The organism is Mesorhizobium sp. AR10 (genome assembly GCF_024746795.1).
In the GTDB taxonomy this organism is placed as follows: Bacteria; Pseudomonadota; Alphaproteobacteria; order Rhizobiales; family Rhizobiaceae; genus Mesorhizobium.
This window is the reverse complement of record NZ_CP080524.1, coordinates 4,991,598-5,003,560: the sequence shown is the minus strand read 5'-3', so window position 1 is coordinate 5,003,560 and position 11,963 is coordinate 4,991,598. Positions and strand designations below refer to the sequence as shown.

The window sequence follows — 11,963 nt, the reverse complement described above, 5'->3', positions numbered from 1 at the left end:
CGGCTTGCCCGGTAGTTTGCCCGATGCCAACCGTCCCCGACCGCCCATCCGCGATCTTGCCAATCAAGCACCTCTTGCCACGTCCAAACCCCCGCCGTATGTCTCCTCTCGATGAGCGAAATCGAGTTCCGTCGCGCGCAAGCGCTCGACCTATCGGCGATCGTTGCCATGCTCGCCGACGACGCTCTCGGCGCGGCGCGCGAAGACCCGTCGACGCCGCTCGCGTCCTCCTATCTCGATGCCTTCCGGGCCATCGACGCCGATCCCAACCAGATGCTGGCCGTGGCCGTGGAAGCCGGGCAGGTGGTCGCAACCCTGCAGCTCACCTTCCTTCCGGGGATTTCCAGGAAGGGCGCCTGGCGCGGCCAGATCGAATCGGTTCGCGTCGCCCGGCCATGGCGGTCTCGCGGCGTCGGCCAGCTGATGATCGAATGGGCGATTGAACAGTGCCGCGCGCGCGGCTGCAGCGTCGTCCAACTCACCACCGACAAGGACCGGGCGCAGGCGCACGCTTTCTACGAGCGCCTCGGCTTCACCGCCAGCCATCTCGGCTACAAGATGGCGTTGTAGGTCGAGCCTTGATGAGCCAGCATTCCGCTGGGCTCAGTTTCCGTCGTCGGAAACCTTGCCGCATTCGGCCAGAACCTTGCCGATGGCGGCGCTGGAACCCGCGAGCGGAAAACTGTTTTCGCCATATTTGTCCGCGGCGACCGTGACCTCGCCCTTGGCGCGCAGCAAGGCCAGCAGCGGGTCGGCGCTGTCCAATTGCACCGTGAAGTAATTGTACATCGCCTCGAGTTGGAGCGTCTTGGTCACGGCCTTGCCACCGGCCTTGAACACGAACGAAGCGTTGATGCCAGGCTCCAGCTCCTGGCCGGTGGGGCCGAGGTCGTAGCTCAGCGTCGGCTTGCCGAAACAGGTCAGCATCAGGTGCGCATCGGCTTTCGGCCCGCCGCAGACCGAAGCCGTCAGCACACTGCCGCCCTCGTCTTCCTCCATCTTCGCGGTCCAGCCGCACGGCGCCGCAAACGCCGGCTGGGTGGTCACCAGCGCCAGGATGACTATCGCCAGTTTGCTTTTCATGAGTTTCCCCCGTCGAGAACTTGTCACGCTGAGGAGATCATACAGAGATTGGCGAAACGGGCGAGCGCGTAATCTCCCCCCTCGAGGGGGAGATGGCCGGTAGGCCAGAGGGGGTTGGTCCGACTGGGCTCGACCTGCTGCGGCAGAAGAAGGTTGGCGCTCTACACGCGGCGACCCCCTCTGTCGCCTTCGGCGACATCTCCCCCTCAAGGGGGGAGATAAGGTCGCGCGCCCTAGATCAGCTTCTCCAGCGTGATCGGCAAATCCCGAACCCTCTTGCCCGTCGCGTGGAACACCGCATTGGCGATCGCCGGCGCGACGCCGACGATGGCCAGCTCGCCGACACCCTTGCCGCCGAGCACCGAGGAATGCAGGTCGGGGATGCCGACCGAGATCACCTCGATGTCGGGGATGTCGGCATTGGTCGGCACCAGATAATCGGCGAGGTTGTTGTTGACGATGCGGCCATGGCGGCGGTCGACGATGCCTTCCTCCAGCAGCGCCTGGCCGATGCCCATGATGATGCCGCCCTTCCACTGGCTTTCGGCGAGCTTGGGATTGTAGAGCCGGCCCGAATCCAGCGCCGACACCACGCGCGACACGCGCACCGTGCCGAAGTCCTCGTCGACCCGCACTTCAATGAAATGCGCGCACCAGCTGTGGCGGGAATAGTCGCCCTCGGTATGCGGCAGCGCCATGGCGATGGTGGTATAGTTCTTGTAGCGATCCTCAGCCGTCGAATTGGCCGGCATGGTGTCGCCCTTGGCCTCGATATGGTCGCGCCCGACGCTGGCCAGCAGCTCGGCGATCGAAACCTCCGGTCCGTCGCCGCGGGGCGATGAGATGCGGCCACTGGCGACGACCAGTGTGTTGGCCTGCAGCGCGTGGAAGGGCGAGCGGGGATCGGAGATCGCCAAGCCCACCAACTGGTCAAGTGCAGCACTCGCCGCCTTGTAGACCGCGCCGGTCATGACGCCGGCCAACCTGGAGCCGCCGGTGACGCCGGCGCGGGCAAAGCGCGAGTCGCCGAGCTTCACCACGACGTTCTCCGCCGCCACGCCGAGCGTCTCGGCCGCCGTCTGCGCCAGGATCGTGTAGGTGCCCTGGCCCATGTCGATCGAGGAGCTTTCGACCTCGACCGAGCCGTCGGCGAGGATGCGCACCATCGCTTCGCCATAGGCCCGGCGCACCGGGTAGGTGCCGGCGGCCACGCCCCAGCCGATCAGCTGGTTGCCGTCGCGCATCGAGCGCGGCTCCGGGCTGCGCCGCGACCAGCCGAAGGCTTCCGCACCTGCGGCGAAGGCCTCGCGCAACTGCCGTGTCGACCACGGCTTTTTCGCGTGCGGATCCTGTTCGGCATAGTTCTTCAGCCGGATCGCCAGCGGATCGATGCCGACCTCATGGGCGAGCTCGTCGATGGCGCATTCGATGCCGAAGGCGCTGGGGTTCTCGCCCGGCGCGCGCATGGCGCCCGGCACCACCGAATTCACCCGCACGACATTCTGCCGCGACGAGAAATTCGGCGTCGCATACATGACCGAGGTGACCGAGCCCAGCGGCTCGACCCACATGCCGTCCATCGAGGTCTCGTTGACGCCGCGATGCACGATCGACTGGATCTGTCCCTCGGGGCCGGCGCCGAGCGCCACCGTCTGGCGCGTCGCCGCGCGTCCGCCATAACCGGTGAAGGTCTGCGGCCGCGTCATGACCAGCTTCACCGGCCGTCCCAGCATCTTTGCCGCAACCGCCGCCACCGCGCTGTGGCCGAGCGCCAGCGCCTTGGAGCCGAAACCGCCGCCAATATAGGGCGAGACCAGCCGCACATTTTCGAACGGTACGCCGAACCATTCGGCATAGGTGCGCGCCATCCCGTCGAGCCACTGGCTCGGCTCCCAGACAGTGAGCTTGTCGCCCTCCCAGCGCGCGATCAGCCCATGCGGTTCCATCGGCGCCTGGTATTCGCGCGGCGTGTTGTAGGCGGCGCAGATCCTGACGGGAGCGGCCGCGAAAGCGGCTTGCGCGTCGCCCCATTCCTTGGTCATGGCGTCGATCGGGATGCCGTCGCCGGCCTTGCCATCGCTGAGGTCGACGATGGAAGGCGTCTCATCATAGAGGACCTTGACCAGCGCTGCCGCCGCCACCGCCTGCTCGAAACTCTCGGCCACCAAGGCCGCGACATGCTGGCCCGAGAAGGTGATATCGCGCGCCAGCGGGCAATAGGGCACATCGGGCGGCGGCGTGCCGAACCAGTCCGATGCGGTCTTCAGCGGCGCGATGGTGTCCGGCGTCAACACCTTGAGCACGCCGGGTGCCGCCTCGGCAGCCTTCGTGTCGATCGAACGCACCTTGCCTGATGCGATCGTGCTCTCGACCAGCACGGCATAGGCCAGCTCGTCGAGCTGCTGCTCGACCGCATATTTGGCCGCGCCGGTGATCTTGGCCGGACCGTCGACGCGCGACAGCCGCCCACCCACGGCATCGGCGCCGCCGTCCGAGGCGTCGCCATGTCTTGTTATGTGAACGGTCATGCCGTTTCTCCCATTTTGATTATGGCGCGGGCGACGACGCGCGGCGCCAGCTCGATCTTGTAGTGGTTGGCGCCATGGTCGACGGCGCCCTCGACGGCGAGCAGGCTGGCGCGCCGGACGGTGTTCGCCTCCAGCACCTTGCCCTTCAACGCGTCTTCCACCGCTCGCGCCCGCCACGGCTTGGTGGCGACGCCACCGAGTGCCACGCGCAGATCACGGATCGTGCGGCCGTCGGCGTCGAATTCGATGCCGACGGCCGCACTGGCGGCGGCGAACTCATAGGATTGCCGGTCGCGGACTTTGAGATAAGTCGAACGCGCGGCAGCGGCCGAAGCCGGAATGCTGACCGCAGTGATCACCTCGCCCGGCTGGATCGCGTGTTCCCGTCCCGGCGTGGTGCCCGGCAGCAGGAAAAAGTCGTCGACAGCCATCTGGCGGTCGCCGAGATGGATTGTTGCGCCGAAGGCGACCAAGGCCACGGCCAGATCGCCGGGATACATGGCGATGCAGGCTTCGCTGGTGCCGAGCACGGCATGGCCGCGGGTGACGCCGCCGATCGCCGAGCAGCCGCTGCCGGGCGAACGCTTGTTGCAGGCGGGAAAGTTTTCGGGGTCGCGGAAATACGGGCAGCGCGTGCGCTGCATCAGATTGCCGCCGATGGTCGCCATGTTGCGGATCTGCGGCGAAGCGGCTTGCCAGAGCGCTTCCGAGACGGCGGGAAAGCGGCTTTTGATGTCGGCATGGTCGGCAATGCTGCTCATCTTTGCCAGGGCGCCGATGGTGGCGCTGCGCTCGTCGACAGTGATCACGTCGAGCCCCCTGAGATGGGTGATGTCGACGATCGTCTCGGGCTCAGCGACGCCGCATTTGGCGAGATCGACGAGCGTGGTGCCGCCGGCCAAGAGCATGGCGCCGGGCAGGGCGGCCGCCTGGCGTGCGGCATCGACCGAACCGGCGCGAAGGTACGAAAAATCCCTCATGATGCAACCTCCAGTGCTGCCTGGCGCACGGCGGCGACGATGTGCGGGTAGGCGCCGCAGCGGCAGAGATTGCCGGCCATGTATTCGCGGATCTCGTCATCCGAGCCGGCATGGCCCTCGCGGATGCAGGCCACCGCCGACATGATCTGGCCCGGCGTGCAATAGCCGCACTGGAAGGCGTCCTGTTCGAGGAAGGCGGCCTGCACCGCATGCAGCGTGCCATCCGCCTCGGCCAGCCCTTCGATGGTGGTGATGGTGCGGCCGTCAACCTGGGCGGCCAACGTCAGGCAGGCCAGCACGCGCTGGCCGTCGACATGCACGGTGCAGGCGCCGCATTGGCCCTGGTCGCAGCCTTTCTTGGTGCCGGTCAGGTCGAGACGGTCGCGCAAGGCGTCGAGCAGCGTGACGCGCGGCTCGACCTCCAATTCATGGCGGTGTCCGTTGATATCGAGATGGATGGGGATCTGGCTTGTCATGGGCGTCTGGCTCCAGTTGCTTGACGCTGAGGGGGGATGGTGTTGAGGCAGGCGAGGGCAAGGGCGGGTGTATTCTCCCCCCTCGAGGGGGAGATGGCCGCGAAGCGGCCAGAGGGGGTCGCCTCGCGTGGAGCGCTAACCCCCATCTGCTGCAGGAGGTCGCGCCCCGTCGAACCGACCCCCTCTGTCGCCTTTGGCGACATCTCCCCCTCAAGGGGGGAGATTATGCGCACATCGGCTTTCGCCATTCTCCAGCGGGCAGGGAAAGCTTTCAGTTCTTCTGTACGTGACATACCGGCTCCCCTGATTATATGATAAGGCTGCTCCACTAAAACGGAGGCACCTCCGTTTATTTAATTGGGGGCTTACCCCTCAGGGTTCAAGCCCCCATATGTCGACAGTGGAGAAAAAATTGGACGACCAGGAGACAGCAACCGCCCAAGGCGCGCCCGAAGCCGCAGCGCCAAAGCCGCTGCGCGCCGACGCGCAGCGCAACCGCGACCGACTGGTCGAGGTTGCGGCGGCGGCTTTTGCCGAGCAGGGCGTCGATGCCTCGCTGGAGGAGATCGCGCGCCAGGCCGGCGTCGGCATCGGCACGCTCTACCGGCATTTTCCGACGCGCGAGCATCTGGTCGAGGTGGTCTACCGGCGCGAAGTGGAGGCGCTGTGCCACGCCGCCGACGAACTCGCCGGCCAGCATCCGCCTGACGTCGCGCTCGAACAATGGATGCAGCGCTTCGTCGACTACATCGCCACCAAGCGCGGGCTATCAACGAGCCTGCGCATCCTGTTCACCACCAACTCAACCTTGTTCTCCGACGTTTCGGGCAGGGTGACGCTGGCCCTGCGGCGGCTGGTCGAAGCGGCGGTGGCCGACGGCTCGATCCGCAGCGACGTCGACAGCTCCGATGTGCTGCACGCGCTGGGCGGCATCTATTCGGCGCCCGACACCAAGGACTGGCGCGACCGCTCGCGCCGGCTGGTCTCTCTGCTGATGGACGGATTGCGGTTTGGGGCGGCCAAGGGCGGTGGGTGAGGGTTGCGCTAAGCGGGCGAAACCGCCGAAAGCGCGCGAAGTCCGCTCAGCGGCCAGTTCGGGGCGTTCGTGAGGGATCACTCAATTTCGATATTCCTCTCCGGATGCATCGCCCATACAGCGCAGACCACGCCCTGACCACTGTTGCCCCAGACCTCTTGCACGAGCTGCCCTTTGATCTGACCATAGGCGGCCAGGAACTCCGTACGATCCTTGGCAAGGCAGGCAAACCTGGCATACGCGTTGAAATTCGTCTGCTCCGGATATCGCCTGACCAGGTCCTGGAAACCTCGATCGACATCAGGCCAGTTCGCCTTCAACGACCTCTCAATATCCTTGCCGCGGCCCGCGACAAACCAAAGGGCGCGCGCGATGAACGAGTCGCCGTCACGTTCCCTAGTGTAACCTGCCGCGCGCGCAATCAGCGCATTTATCTTTGCTGGGCTGCCGCCCCATTTTGGAAGATTACGGTCAATCGCAGCGAAATAGGTCTGATAGTAGTATGGTTCACGGGCGACGGCTTCGGCAAGCAAGCGATCAAACGCATCATCGGGCCATGCCTCTTCCATCGCAACGTAAACCATCTGCGTGTACCAATTGGGGTCTGCAGAAGCCTCATCTTTAGTTGCGACTAGATGATCACGCGCCTTTATATGGTATTTTGTGTAGCCGGCCCGCTGTTCATCAGTGAGTTCGTAATAGTAACCGCCTCCGCGCAGGAACCAAGCATGGTGTGAGAGTATGAGGGCATAGGCTAGTTTCGCTGCTATGGATTTGGGTTGTGCCCCCATCCACGCCATTGCCTGAGCTTCAAACCGATCGAATGACGCACCATTGTAGTTTGGATCAAGCGACTTCGGCCAGAAACCACCGTAGAATATGGACAGTTTCCAGAGGCCACTTTCGGTACGTTCACCCTCCCGAAATTGATTGGCCATCGCATCAAGCTCGCCAAAGCGTCCATTGTTGAATGCGGACGCGACGGCTTCTTGGATCGCTTCTCGCTGAGCACTCTCGTCTGCGCGGGCTACGAACGAACTAAAAGTCATCAAAATAAGAAGAGCCGCCACAGAAAGACTACGCATCACACACTTCCATCTTGCGATTCTGAGGTCGACCATGGCTCAGATCAGTAGAGATGAAATTAACCCGATTGGCAAAATTTGAACGGGTTGCCCCGAAGTTGTGACGGACCGATTGCGGTTTGGCGCGGCCAAGGGCGCGAAGGGTGGGTGAGGGTTACATGGTGCTGAGGCGTAGCCGGACCTTCAGCGCATGTGACCAGTGACCGGCGCGACCGCTCGCGCCGGCTGGCACCGCTGAAGACCGGGCGGAGCGACTACCCCTTCGATTCCACCAGGATCACCAGCGACTCCGGCACCACGCCATCGAAGGCCATCGCGTCAGCGGCTGCCTGGCTCTGCATCTGTGCGGCCCAGGCATCCATATCCGGAACGTCCATCATGATCGCCACCCGTTTCGGGTTCTGCGGATCGACGAATGTGCGGATGTTGGTGATCCCGAGTGCACCGAAAACCTCCTTGCGCTTCGGTGAATTGAGCCAGTGCTTGGTGTCCTTTGTAATGTTGTGATGGCCAATAATTGTTGGCATGGCATCCTCCCGAGGTGACGCCGCGGGTCGATATCGCCCGCCTTTTACTGCGTTCCACCTACGCAAGCCAGTGAGCGCCGTCTCGATTGGACTGTCAATCAGCTGCTGGCGGACATCGATGGCGTGGAGTGGAGGCGGCCGTGACCATCACGATGCTGGTCCACGTCTTCGGCAAGGCTTGGGTTGTTGTCGGCCGATGCAAGCTGGTGAGGGCAGGGGCACTGCCGCCTCGTCGTTTCCGGCCTGGTCAGACCATAAGCGTTGCGCTGCCCCAGGCGATCAGGGCGATGCCGGCCGCGCGGCCGACCCACTGGCCGGCTGGAAACACCTTTTCCGCCAGCACCAGGACGGCGAGCGCGGCGATCCATACCAGGTTCATTATGCCGCCCACGAACAACAAAGCCATCAGCATCCAGCAGCATCCGACACAAAAGGCCCCGTGCAATGCGCCCAGACGCAGCGCGCCAAGAGCATGAGGACGCCAGTGGCGGGAAAGGAACGCCGTCGGCGTCCGGCAATGCGACAGGCAGGCGTTCTTGAGCGGCGAGAGCTGATACAGGCCCGCGGCGATCAGGACGATGCCTGAAAGCCAGCGGCTTTGCGAACTCATCGTTGTCGTGGAGACGATTGCTTCCCGTTCGAGCAGCCAATGCAACGCGGCAGCCGCGACGGCGAACCCCAGCCAGACCAGGAGGTAGCCTGCCACAAACATGCCGGTGGGCGCGAGCTTGTCCTGGATCTGACCCTGTGCGAGCGCATGGCGATGCACGCGCGCATAGAGCAGGACGGTCGGCGCAGCGCTCGGCGACATCATGGCGACCATCATGATCCACCACATGGCGATCATCAGCGCCCAGACTGCCGGCCCCCAGATCCGCGGCTCCGTTGCCATGTCCATCGCGCCCATGTCAATCGCGCCCATGTCCATGCCCGACATGTCCATGCCGGGCATGTCGGGGGCCGCAGCCTGCTGGTGGGGGAACAGCGCGAGCCTCGTCATCTCCCACGCATTCATGCCGAGACCTGCGCCGGTGACGATGTAAAGCCAGGCCAGCACGCACATGGCAACCAGCCCTGCAATCGTGATGACGCGGTCGCGTTTGAGCAGGCGTTCGAGCGCTGACGCGCCGGTCATGCGTGCGTCAGGCCCGCACCACTCCATGATTGTTGAGATGCAGCCGCGCGAACTGGCCGTAGCTGTCCTTCGTGTTCACAAGAACCGGCCCGCTGGTCTTGCTCGAAGCACTGCCGATCTCGGCGAGCGTATATTCGAAGCCGTTCGGCAGCAGGATCTGCGCGCGCGAGTCCTCGCCCGTCACCTTGTTGCGGATCGGTTCGCCGACCGTGTCGATATAGTCCTTGACGAAGAGGCGGCCCCTGCGGCCGTCGATATCAAGATCGAGATCGATCTTCGTAAAGACCGGCTCATTCATTTTCGTCACGGTTGAGGCGTAGACGGCGAACATCGTCGCGAACGGGTCGGTGTCCTGGCCCGTCATGATGCGCAGCAGCGCATCGCGCTGCCGGTCGGTTGCGTTCTCGTCGACGAAAGCGATGGCTTCGCCATTGCCTTCGTGGATCGGGCCGGGCCATTTGAAGATCGCAGCGATCCGCAGGCCATCGAGACCGGTTTCGCCATGATGACCTTCATCGATCTGGATGCCAGCGACCGCATGGCAATGGCCCTTGTCGGGCAGCGCATTGAATTGACAGTTGCAACCGTATTCGCAAGTGCAATTGACCAGTTCTCGTCCCTTGATCTCCCAAGACGTCATAGCAACCTCCCTGATCTCTAAAATATTAGCTTTATCTTACACCCGCGCCCGCCGCGCCGCCACCCTGCCGCGCGAAGCGGTGGCAGGCCACGGCGTTGGCGCGCGCAAGTTGAAAGCTGCTGGCACCGATTGGTGCTCGCGTTGGACGGTCCCGTGGCGTTCTGTCGCCGAGTTGTAGCACCCCACCCGGCCGTAGCGCCAATGCCAAGCATGGACTAACATTCCAGCTTGCCCCCGTTGGGGCTGGCCAGCGATCTGTTCAAATTGGGGACGTACCCATGACCAATCATTGCTGTGGACCGGGCTATGCGTCTCCAGCCGAGGCGATGAGGGCACCTCGCGAAAAGCTGCTCTATACGATTGCCATCTACACCGGCACCGGCATTCAGAAGCCGGACTATTTGTGCACCATTGATGTCGACCCTGAGAGTTCGACCTACAGCCAGGTCATTTCACGTTTGCAAATGCCCGGTATTGGCGACGAGCTTCATCACATGGGCTGGAATGCCTGTTCGTCGTGCCATGGCGATGCGAGCATGGAGCGGAAATATCTGATTGTGCCCGGTGTGCGCTCGACCAACCTGCATATTGTCGATTGCGGTACCGATCCCCGCAATCCGGCACTGTTCAAGGTCATAGACGGCGCTGAAATCAAAACCAGGACCAATCTGTCGGCGCCGCACACAGTGCATTGCCTCGGCTCGGACATCATCGTTTCCATGCTTGGCGACGCTCAAGGCAATGCCCCCGGCGGCTATTTGCAACTCGATAAGGAGTTCGAGATTGTCGGCCGTTGGGAAAACTCCATGGGCAGTATCAAGTTTGGTTATGATTTCTGGTACCAGCCGCGACACAACGTAATGGTCAGCTCGGAATGGGCCGCGCCCAATACCTTCATGCCTGGCTTTGACCTCGAAGAGGTTGGCCATCTGAAGTATGGCCGGGAGATCCATTTCTGGGATTTCGAAAAGAAGGAGCCAAAGCAAACATTCTATCTCGGTGAAGATGGCCTGCTCCCGCTGGAAGTGCGATTCCATCACAATCCCGACAGCAGTCACGGCTTTGTTGGCGCGGCCCTTTCTGCAAACATCATCCATTGGTGGAAGGATGCGGCGGGTGATTGGCAATGGGAAAAAGTAGTCGATGTCGGCAATGAGCCGCATCCCGAATGGCCGATCCCGATACCCGGCGTGATCTCGGTCATTCTGCTCAGCATGGACGATAGATACCTCTATCTCTGCAACTGGTTGCATGGCGATATCCGCCAGTACGACATCTCGGACCCTCACAACGCCAGGCTCACCGGACAAGTGTGGATGGGTGGCCTTCTCGGCCGTGCGCCTGAGGTCAATGGCGTGAAAGTGACTGGCGGGCCGCAGATGATACAGCTCAGCCTCGACGGCAAGCGCCTTTATGTGACGACCTCACTCTTCTCGACCTGGGACAATCAGTTCTATCCGGAAATCCGCACCAATGGCGGATGCATGCTGATGGTCAATTGCGATACGGAAAACGGCGGCATGGAAATTGATCCGCTGTTTGTCGTCGATTTTGGCAAGGAGCCAAATGGACCAAGCCGCTGCCACGAAACCCGTTATCCCGGCGGTGATTGCACGAGTGACATCTGGGTATGACCAGCTTCACCATCACTCTCGCCAACCAAGGCGGTGCGGCCTTTGACGTCGATCACCGCAAGCCTCTCTTGCAGAGCTTGCGCGAGCAGGGCGTGGACCTGCCCTACGGGTGCAAGTATGGCGGCTGCATTACCTGTGCGGCCAAGATGCTCAGCGGCAAAGTCAATCAAAAGGCGCAGCGGGCGCTGAACAACCGCCAGATCAACAATGGCTACATAATCCTCTGCGTTGCCCGCCCTATGAGCGACTGCACGCTGGAGGTCGGCGTTGAAAGCCACGACAAGCTCTATCGCAACCCTTTCCTTGATCCCTTGGCCGCACATGAATTGAAAGCCGACATTGCGACCCCGTTGGAAGCAAAGAAATGACCCATATGAATCATGATGAGCCCTATTCGGAGGCTTATCTGCAAGACATTCTGAAGTCGGTCAAAACCATCGCGATGGTGGGGGCCAGTCCCGACAAGACCAAGTTTTCCTATGGTGTTCTCAGGGTGCTGCACGAAACCGGCTATGACATGATCCCGGTCAACCCCACTCCCGGTCTGGATGAAATTCGAGGGCTCAAGGTGTACGCTTCACTGGCGGCCATCGACCGGCCTGTGGATATGGTTGAGGTTTTTCGCCGCTCCGAAGATCTGTTGGAAGTTGCACACGAGGCCATCGCCATTGGCGCCAAGGTTCTGTGGAGTCAGATTGGCGTGCGCGATGATGCTGCCGCCCGGTTGGCGGAGGAAGCGGGCTTGAAAGTGGTGATGAACCGCTGTCCCAAGATCGAATTGTTCCGCCCCTTCTGGAAGCCGAAGTTGCACTTGGGAATATGACTGCAAGGGTCACGGA

13 protein-coding genes are annotated in these 11,963 nt (G+C 62.6%); 5 read left to right on the top strand and 8 right to left on the bottom strand.

Annotation, left to right across the window (positions count from 1 at the left end; genetic code table 11):
* The first annotated feature begins 111 nt into the window (after positions 1 to 111).
* Positions 112 to 570, top strand: coding sequence for a GNAT family N-acetyltransferase (locus LHFGNBLO_RS27965; RefSeq protein ID WP_258602508.1), 459 nt, complete (start codon positions 112 to 114; stop codon positions 568 to 570).
* A gap of 33 nt (positions 571 to 603) precedes the next feature.
* Here LHFGNBLO_RS27965 and LHFGNBLO_RS27960 read toward each other — a convergent pair whose 3' ends face one another.
* The 4 genes from LHFGNBLO_RS27960 to LHFGNBLO_RS27945 form a co-directional block, all read right to left on the bottom strand.
* On the bottom strand, positions 604 to 1,083 hold the full coding sequence (locus LHFGNBLO_RS27960; RefSeq protein WP_258602507.1) for a hypothetical protein: 480 nt from the start codon (positions 1,081 to 1,083) through the stop codon (positions 604 to 606).
* Positions 1,084 to 1,316: 233 nt separating this feature from the next.
* Complete coding sequence (locus LHFGNBLO_RS27955) at positions 1,317 to 3,611, bottom strand: xanthine dehydrogenase family protein molybdopterin-binding subunit (RefSeq protein ID WP_258602506.1); 2,295 nt, start codon at positions 3,609 to 3,611, stop codon at positions 1,317 to 1,319.
* Positions 3,608 to 4,591, bottom strand: coding sequence for an FAD binding domain-containing protein (locus LHFGNBLO_RS27950; RefSeq protein ID WP_258602505.1), 984 nt, complete (start codon positions 4,589 to 4,591; stop codon positions 3,608 to 3,610). The genes LHFGNBLO_RS27955 and LHFGNBLO_RS27950 overlap by 4 nt, the downstream gene beginning before the upstream one ends.
* Complete coding sequence (locus LHFGNBLO_RS27945; protein ID WP_258602504.1) at positions 4,588 to 5,067, bottom strand: (2Fe-2S)-binding protein; 480 nt, start codon at positions 5,065 to 5,067, stop codon at positions 4,588 to 4,590. The genes LHFGNBLO_RS27950 and LHFGNBLO_RS27945 overlap by 4 nt, the downstream gene beginning before the upstream one ends.
* Positions 5,068 to 5,458: 391 nt before the next feature.
* Here LHFGNBLO_RS27945 and LHFGNBLO_RS27940 point away from each other — a divergent pair, with 391 nt between their 5' ends.
* Positions 5,459 to 6,103, top strand: a complete 645-nt coding sequence (locus LHFGNBLO_RS27940; protein ID WP_258602503.1) for a TetR/AcrR family transcriptional regulator — start codon at positions 5,459 to 5,461, stop codon at positions 6,101 to 6,103.
* 77 nt (positions 6,104 to 6,180) lie between these two features.
* Here LHFGNBLO_RS27940 and LHFGNBLO_RS27935 read toward each other — a convergent pair whose 3' ends face one another.
* The 4 genes from LHFGNBLO_RS27935 to LHFGNBLO_RS27920 all read right to left on the bottom strand — a co-directional run bounded on the left by LHFGNBLO_RS27935 (position 6,181) and on the right by LHFGNBLO_RS27920 (position 9,490).
* Positions 6,181 to 7,188: a hypothetical protein gene (locus LHFGNBLO_RS27935; RefSeq protein ID WP_258602502.1), complete on the bottom strand. Its 1,008-nt coding sequence runs from the start codon at positions 7,186 to 7,188 to the stop codon at positions 6,181 to 6,183.
* Between the two features lie 254 nt (positions 7,189 to 7,442).
* Complete coding sequence (locus tag LHFGNBLO_RS27930) at positions 7,443 to 7,715, bottom strand: hypothetical protein (RefSeq protein ID WP_258602501.1); 273 nt, start codon at positions 7,713 to 7,715, stop codon at positions 7,443 to 7,445.
* Between the two features lie 247 nt (positions 7,716 to 7,962).
* Positions 7,963 to 8,850 carry a DUF2182 domain-containing protein gene (locus LHFGNBLO_RS27925; RefSeq protein WP_258602500.1) on the bottom strand — a complete coding sequence of 296 codons (888 nt, stop codon included), beginning with the start codon at positions 8,848 to 8,850 and terminating at the stop codon, positions 7,963 to 7,965.
* A 7-nt stretch (positions 8,851 to 8,857) separates the two neighbouring features.
* Positions 8,858 to 9,490 (bottom strand): DUF1326 domain-containing protein, encoded by a 633-nt coding sequence (locus LHFGNBLO_RS27920; protein WP_258602499.1) that lies wholly within the window; start codon positions 9,488 to 9,490, stop codon positions 8,858 to 8,860.
* Positions 9,491 to 9,768: 278 nt separating this feature from the next.
* On the opposite strand from LHFGNBLO_RS27920, the gene LHFGNBLO_RS27915 reads away from it, so the two are divergent.
* Genes LHFGNBLO_RS27915 through LHFGNBLO_RS27905 form a run of 3 tightly spaced genes read left to right on the top strand, consistent with a single transcriptional unit; the run spans position 9,769 to position 11,947 of the window.
* A complete protein-coding gene (locus tag LHFGNBLO_RS27915) occupies positions 9,769 to 11,124 on the top strand; it encodes a selenium-binding family protein (RefSeq protein WP_258602498.1) in 1,356 nt (451 codons plus the stop codon).
* Complete coding sequence (locus tag LHFGNBLO_RS27910) at positions 11,121 to 11,492, top strand: 2Fe-2S iron-sulfur cluster-binding protein (RefSeq protein WP_258602497.1); 372 nt, start codon at positions 11,121 to 11,123, stop codon at positions 11,490 to 11,492. Before LHFGNBLO_RS27915 ends, LHFGNBLO_RS27910 begins: the two co-directional genes overlap by 4 nt.
* 5 nt (positions 11,493 to 11,497) lie before the next feature.
* A complete protein-coding gene (locus tag LHFGNBLO_RS27905) occupies positions 11,498 to 11,947 on the top strand; it encodes a CoA-binding protein (protein WP_258609930.1) in 450 nt (149 codons plus the stop codon).
* Positions 11,948 to 11,963: the final 16 nt, after the last annotated feature.

Excerpts from the sequence above, each read along its gene's own strand:
- LHFGNBLO_RS27950 (WP_258602505.1), bottom strand. The coding sequence starts at position 4,591 with ATGAGGGATTTTTCGTACCTTCGCGCCGGTTCGGTCGATGCCGCACGC.
- LHFGNBLO_RS27940 (WP_258602503.1), top strand. The coding sequence starts at position 5,459 with ATGTCGACAGTGGAGAAAAAATTGGACGACCAGGAGACAGCAACCGCC.
- LHFGNBLO_RS27945 (WP_258602504.1), bottom strand. The coding sequence starts at position 5,067 with ATGACAAGCCAGATCCCCATCCATCTCGATATCAACGGACACCGCCAT.
- LHFGNBLO_RS27930 (WP_258602501.1), bottom strand. The coding sequence starts at position 7,715 with ATGCCAACAATTATTGGCCATCACAACATTACAAAGGACACCAAGCAC.
- LHFGNBLO_RS27910 (WP_258602497.1), top strand. The coding sequence starts at position 11,121 with ATGACCAGCTTCACCATCACTCTCGCCAACCAAGGCGGTGCGGCCTTT.
- LHFGNBLO_RS27905 (WP_258609930.1), top strand. The coding sequence starts at position 11,498 with ATGAATCATGATGAGCCCTATTCGGAGGCTTATCTGCAAGACATTCTG.
- LHFGNBLO_RS27960 (WP_258602507.1), bottom strand. The coding sequence starts at position 1,083 with ATGAAAAGCAAACTGGCGATAGTCATCCTGGCGCTGGTGACCACCCAG.
- LHFGNBLO_RS27925 (WP_258602500.1), bottom strand. The coding sequence starts at position 8,850 with ATGACCGGCGCGTCAGCGCTCGAACGCCTGCTCAAACGCGACCGCGTC.
- LHFGNBLO_RS27915 (WP_258602498.1), top strand. The coding sequence starts at position 9,769 with ATGACCAATCATTGCTGTGGACCGGGCTATGCGTCTCCAGCCGAGGCG.
- LHFGNBLO_RS27935 (WP_258602502.1), bottom strand. The coding sequence starts at position 7,188 with ATGCGTAGTCTTTCTGTGGCGGCTCTTCTTATTTTGATGACTTTTAGT.
- LHFGNBLO_RS27965 (WP_258602508.1), top strand. The coding sequence starts at position 112 with ATGAGCGAAATCGAGTTCCGTCGCGCGCAAGCGCTCGACCTATCGGCG.
- LHFGNBLO_RS27955 (WP_258602506.1), bottom strand. The coding sequence starts at position 3,611 with ATGACCGTTCACATAACAAGACATGGCGACGCCTCGGACGGCGGCGCC.
- LHFGNBLO_RS27920 (WP_258602499.1), bottom strand. The coding sequence starts at position 9,490 with ATGACGTCTTGGGAGATCAAGGGACGAGAACTGGTCAATTGCACTTGC.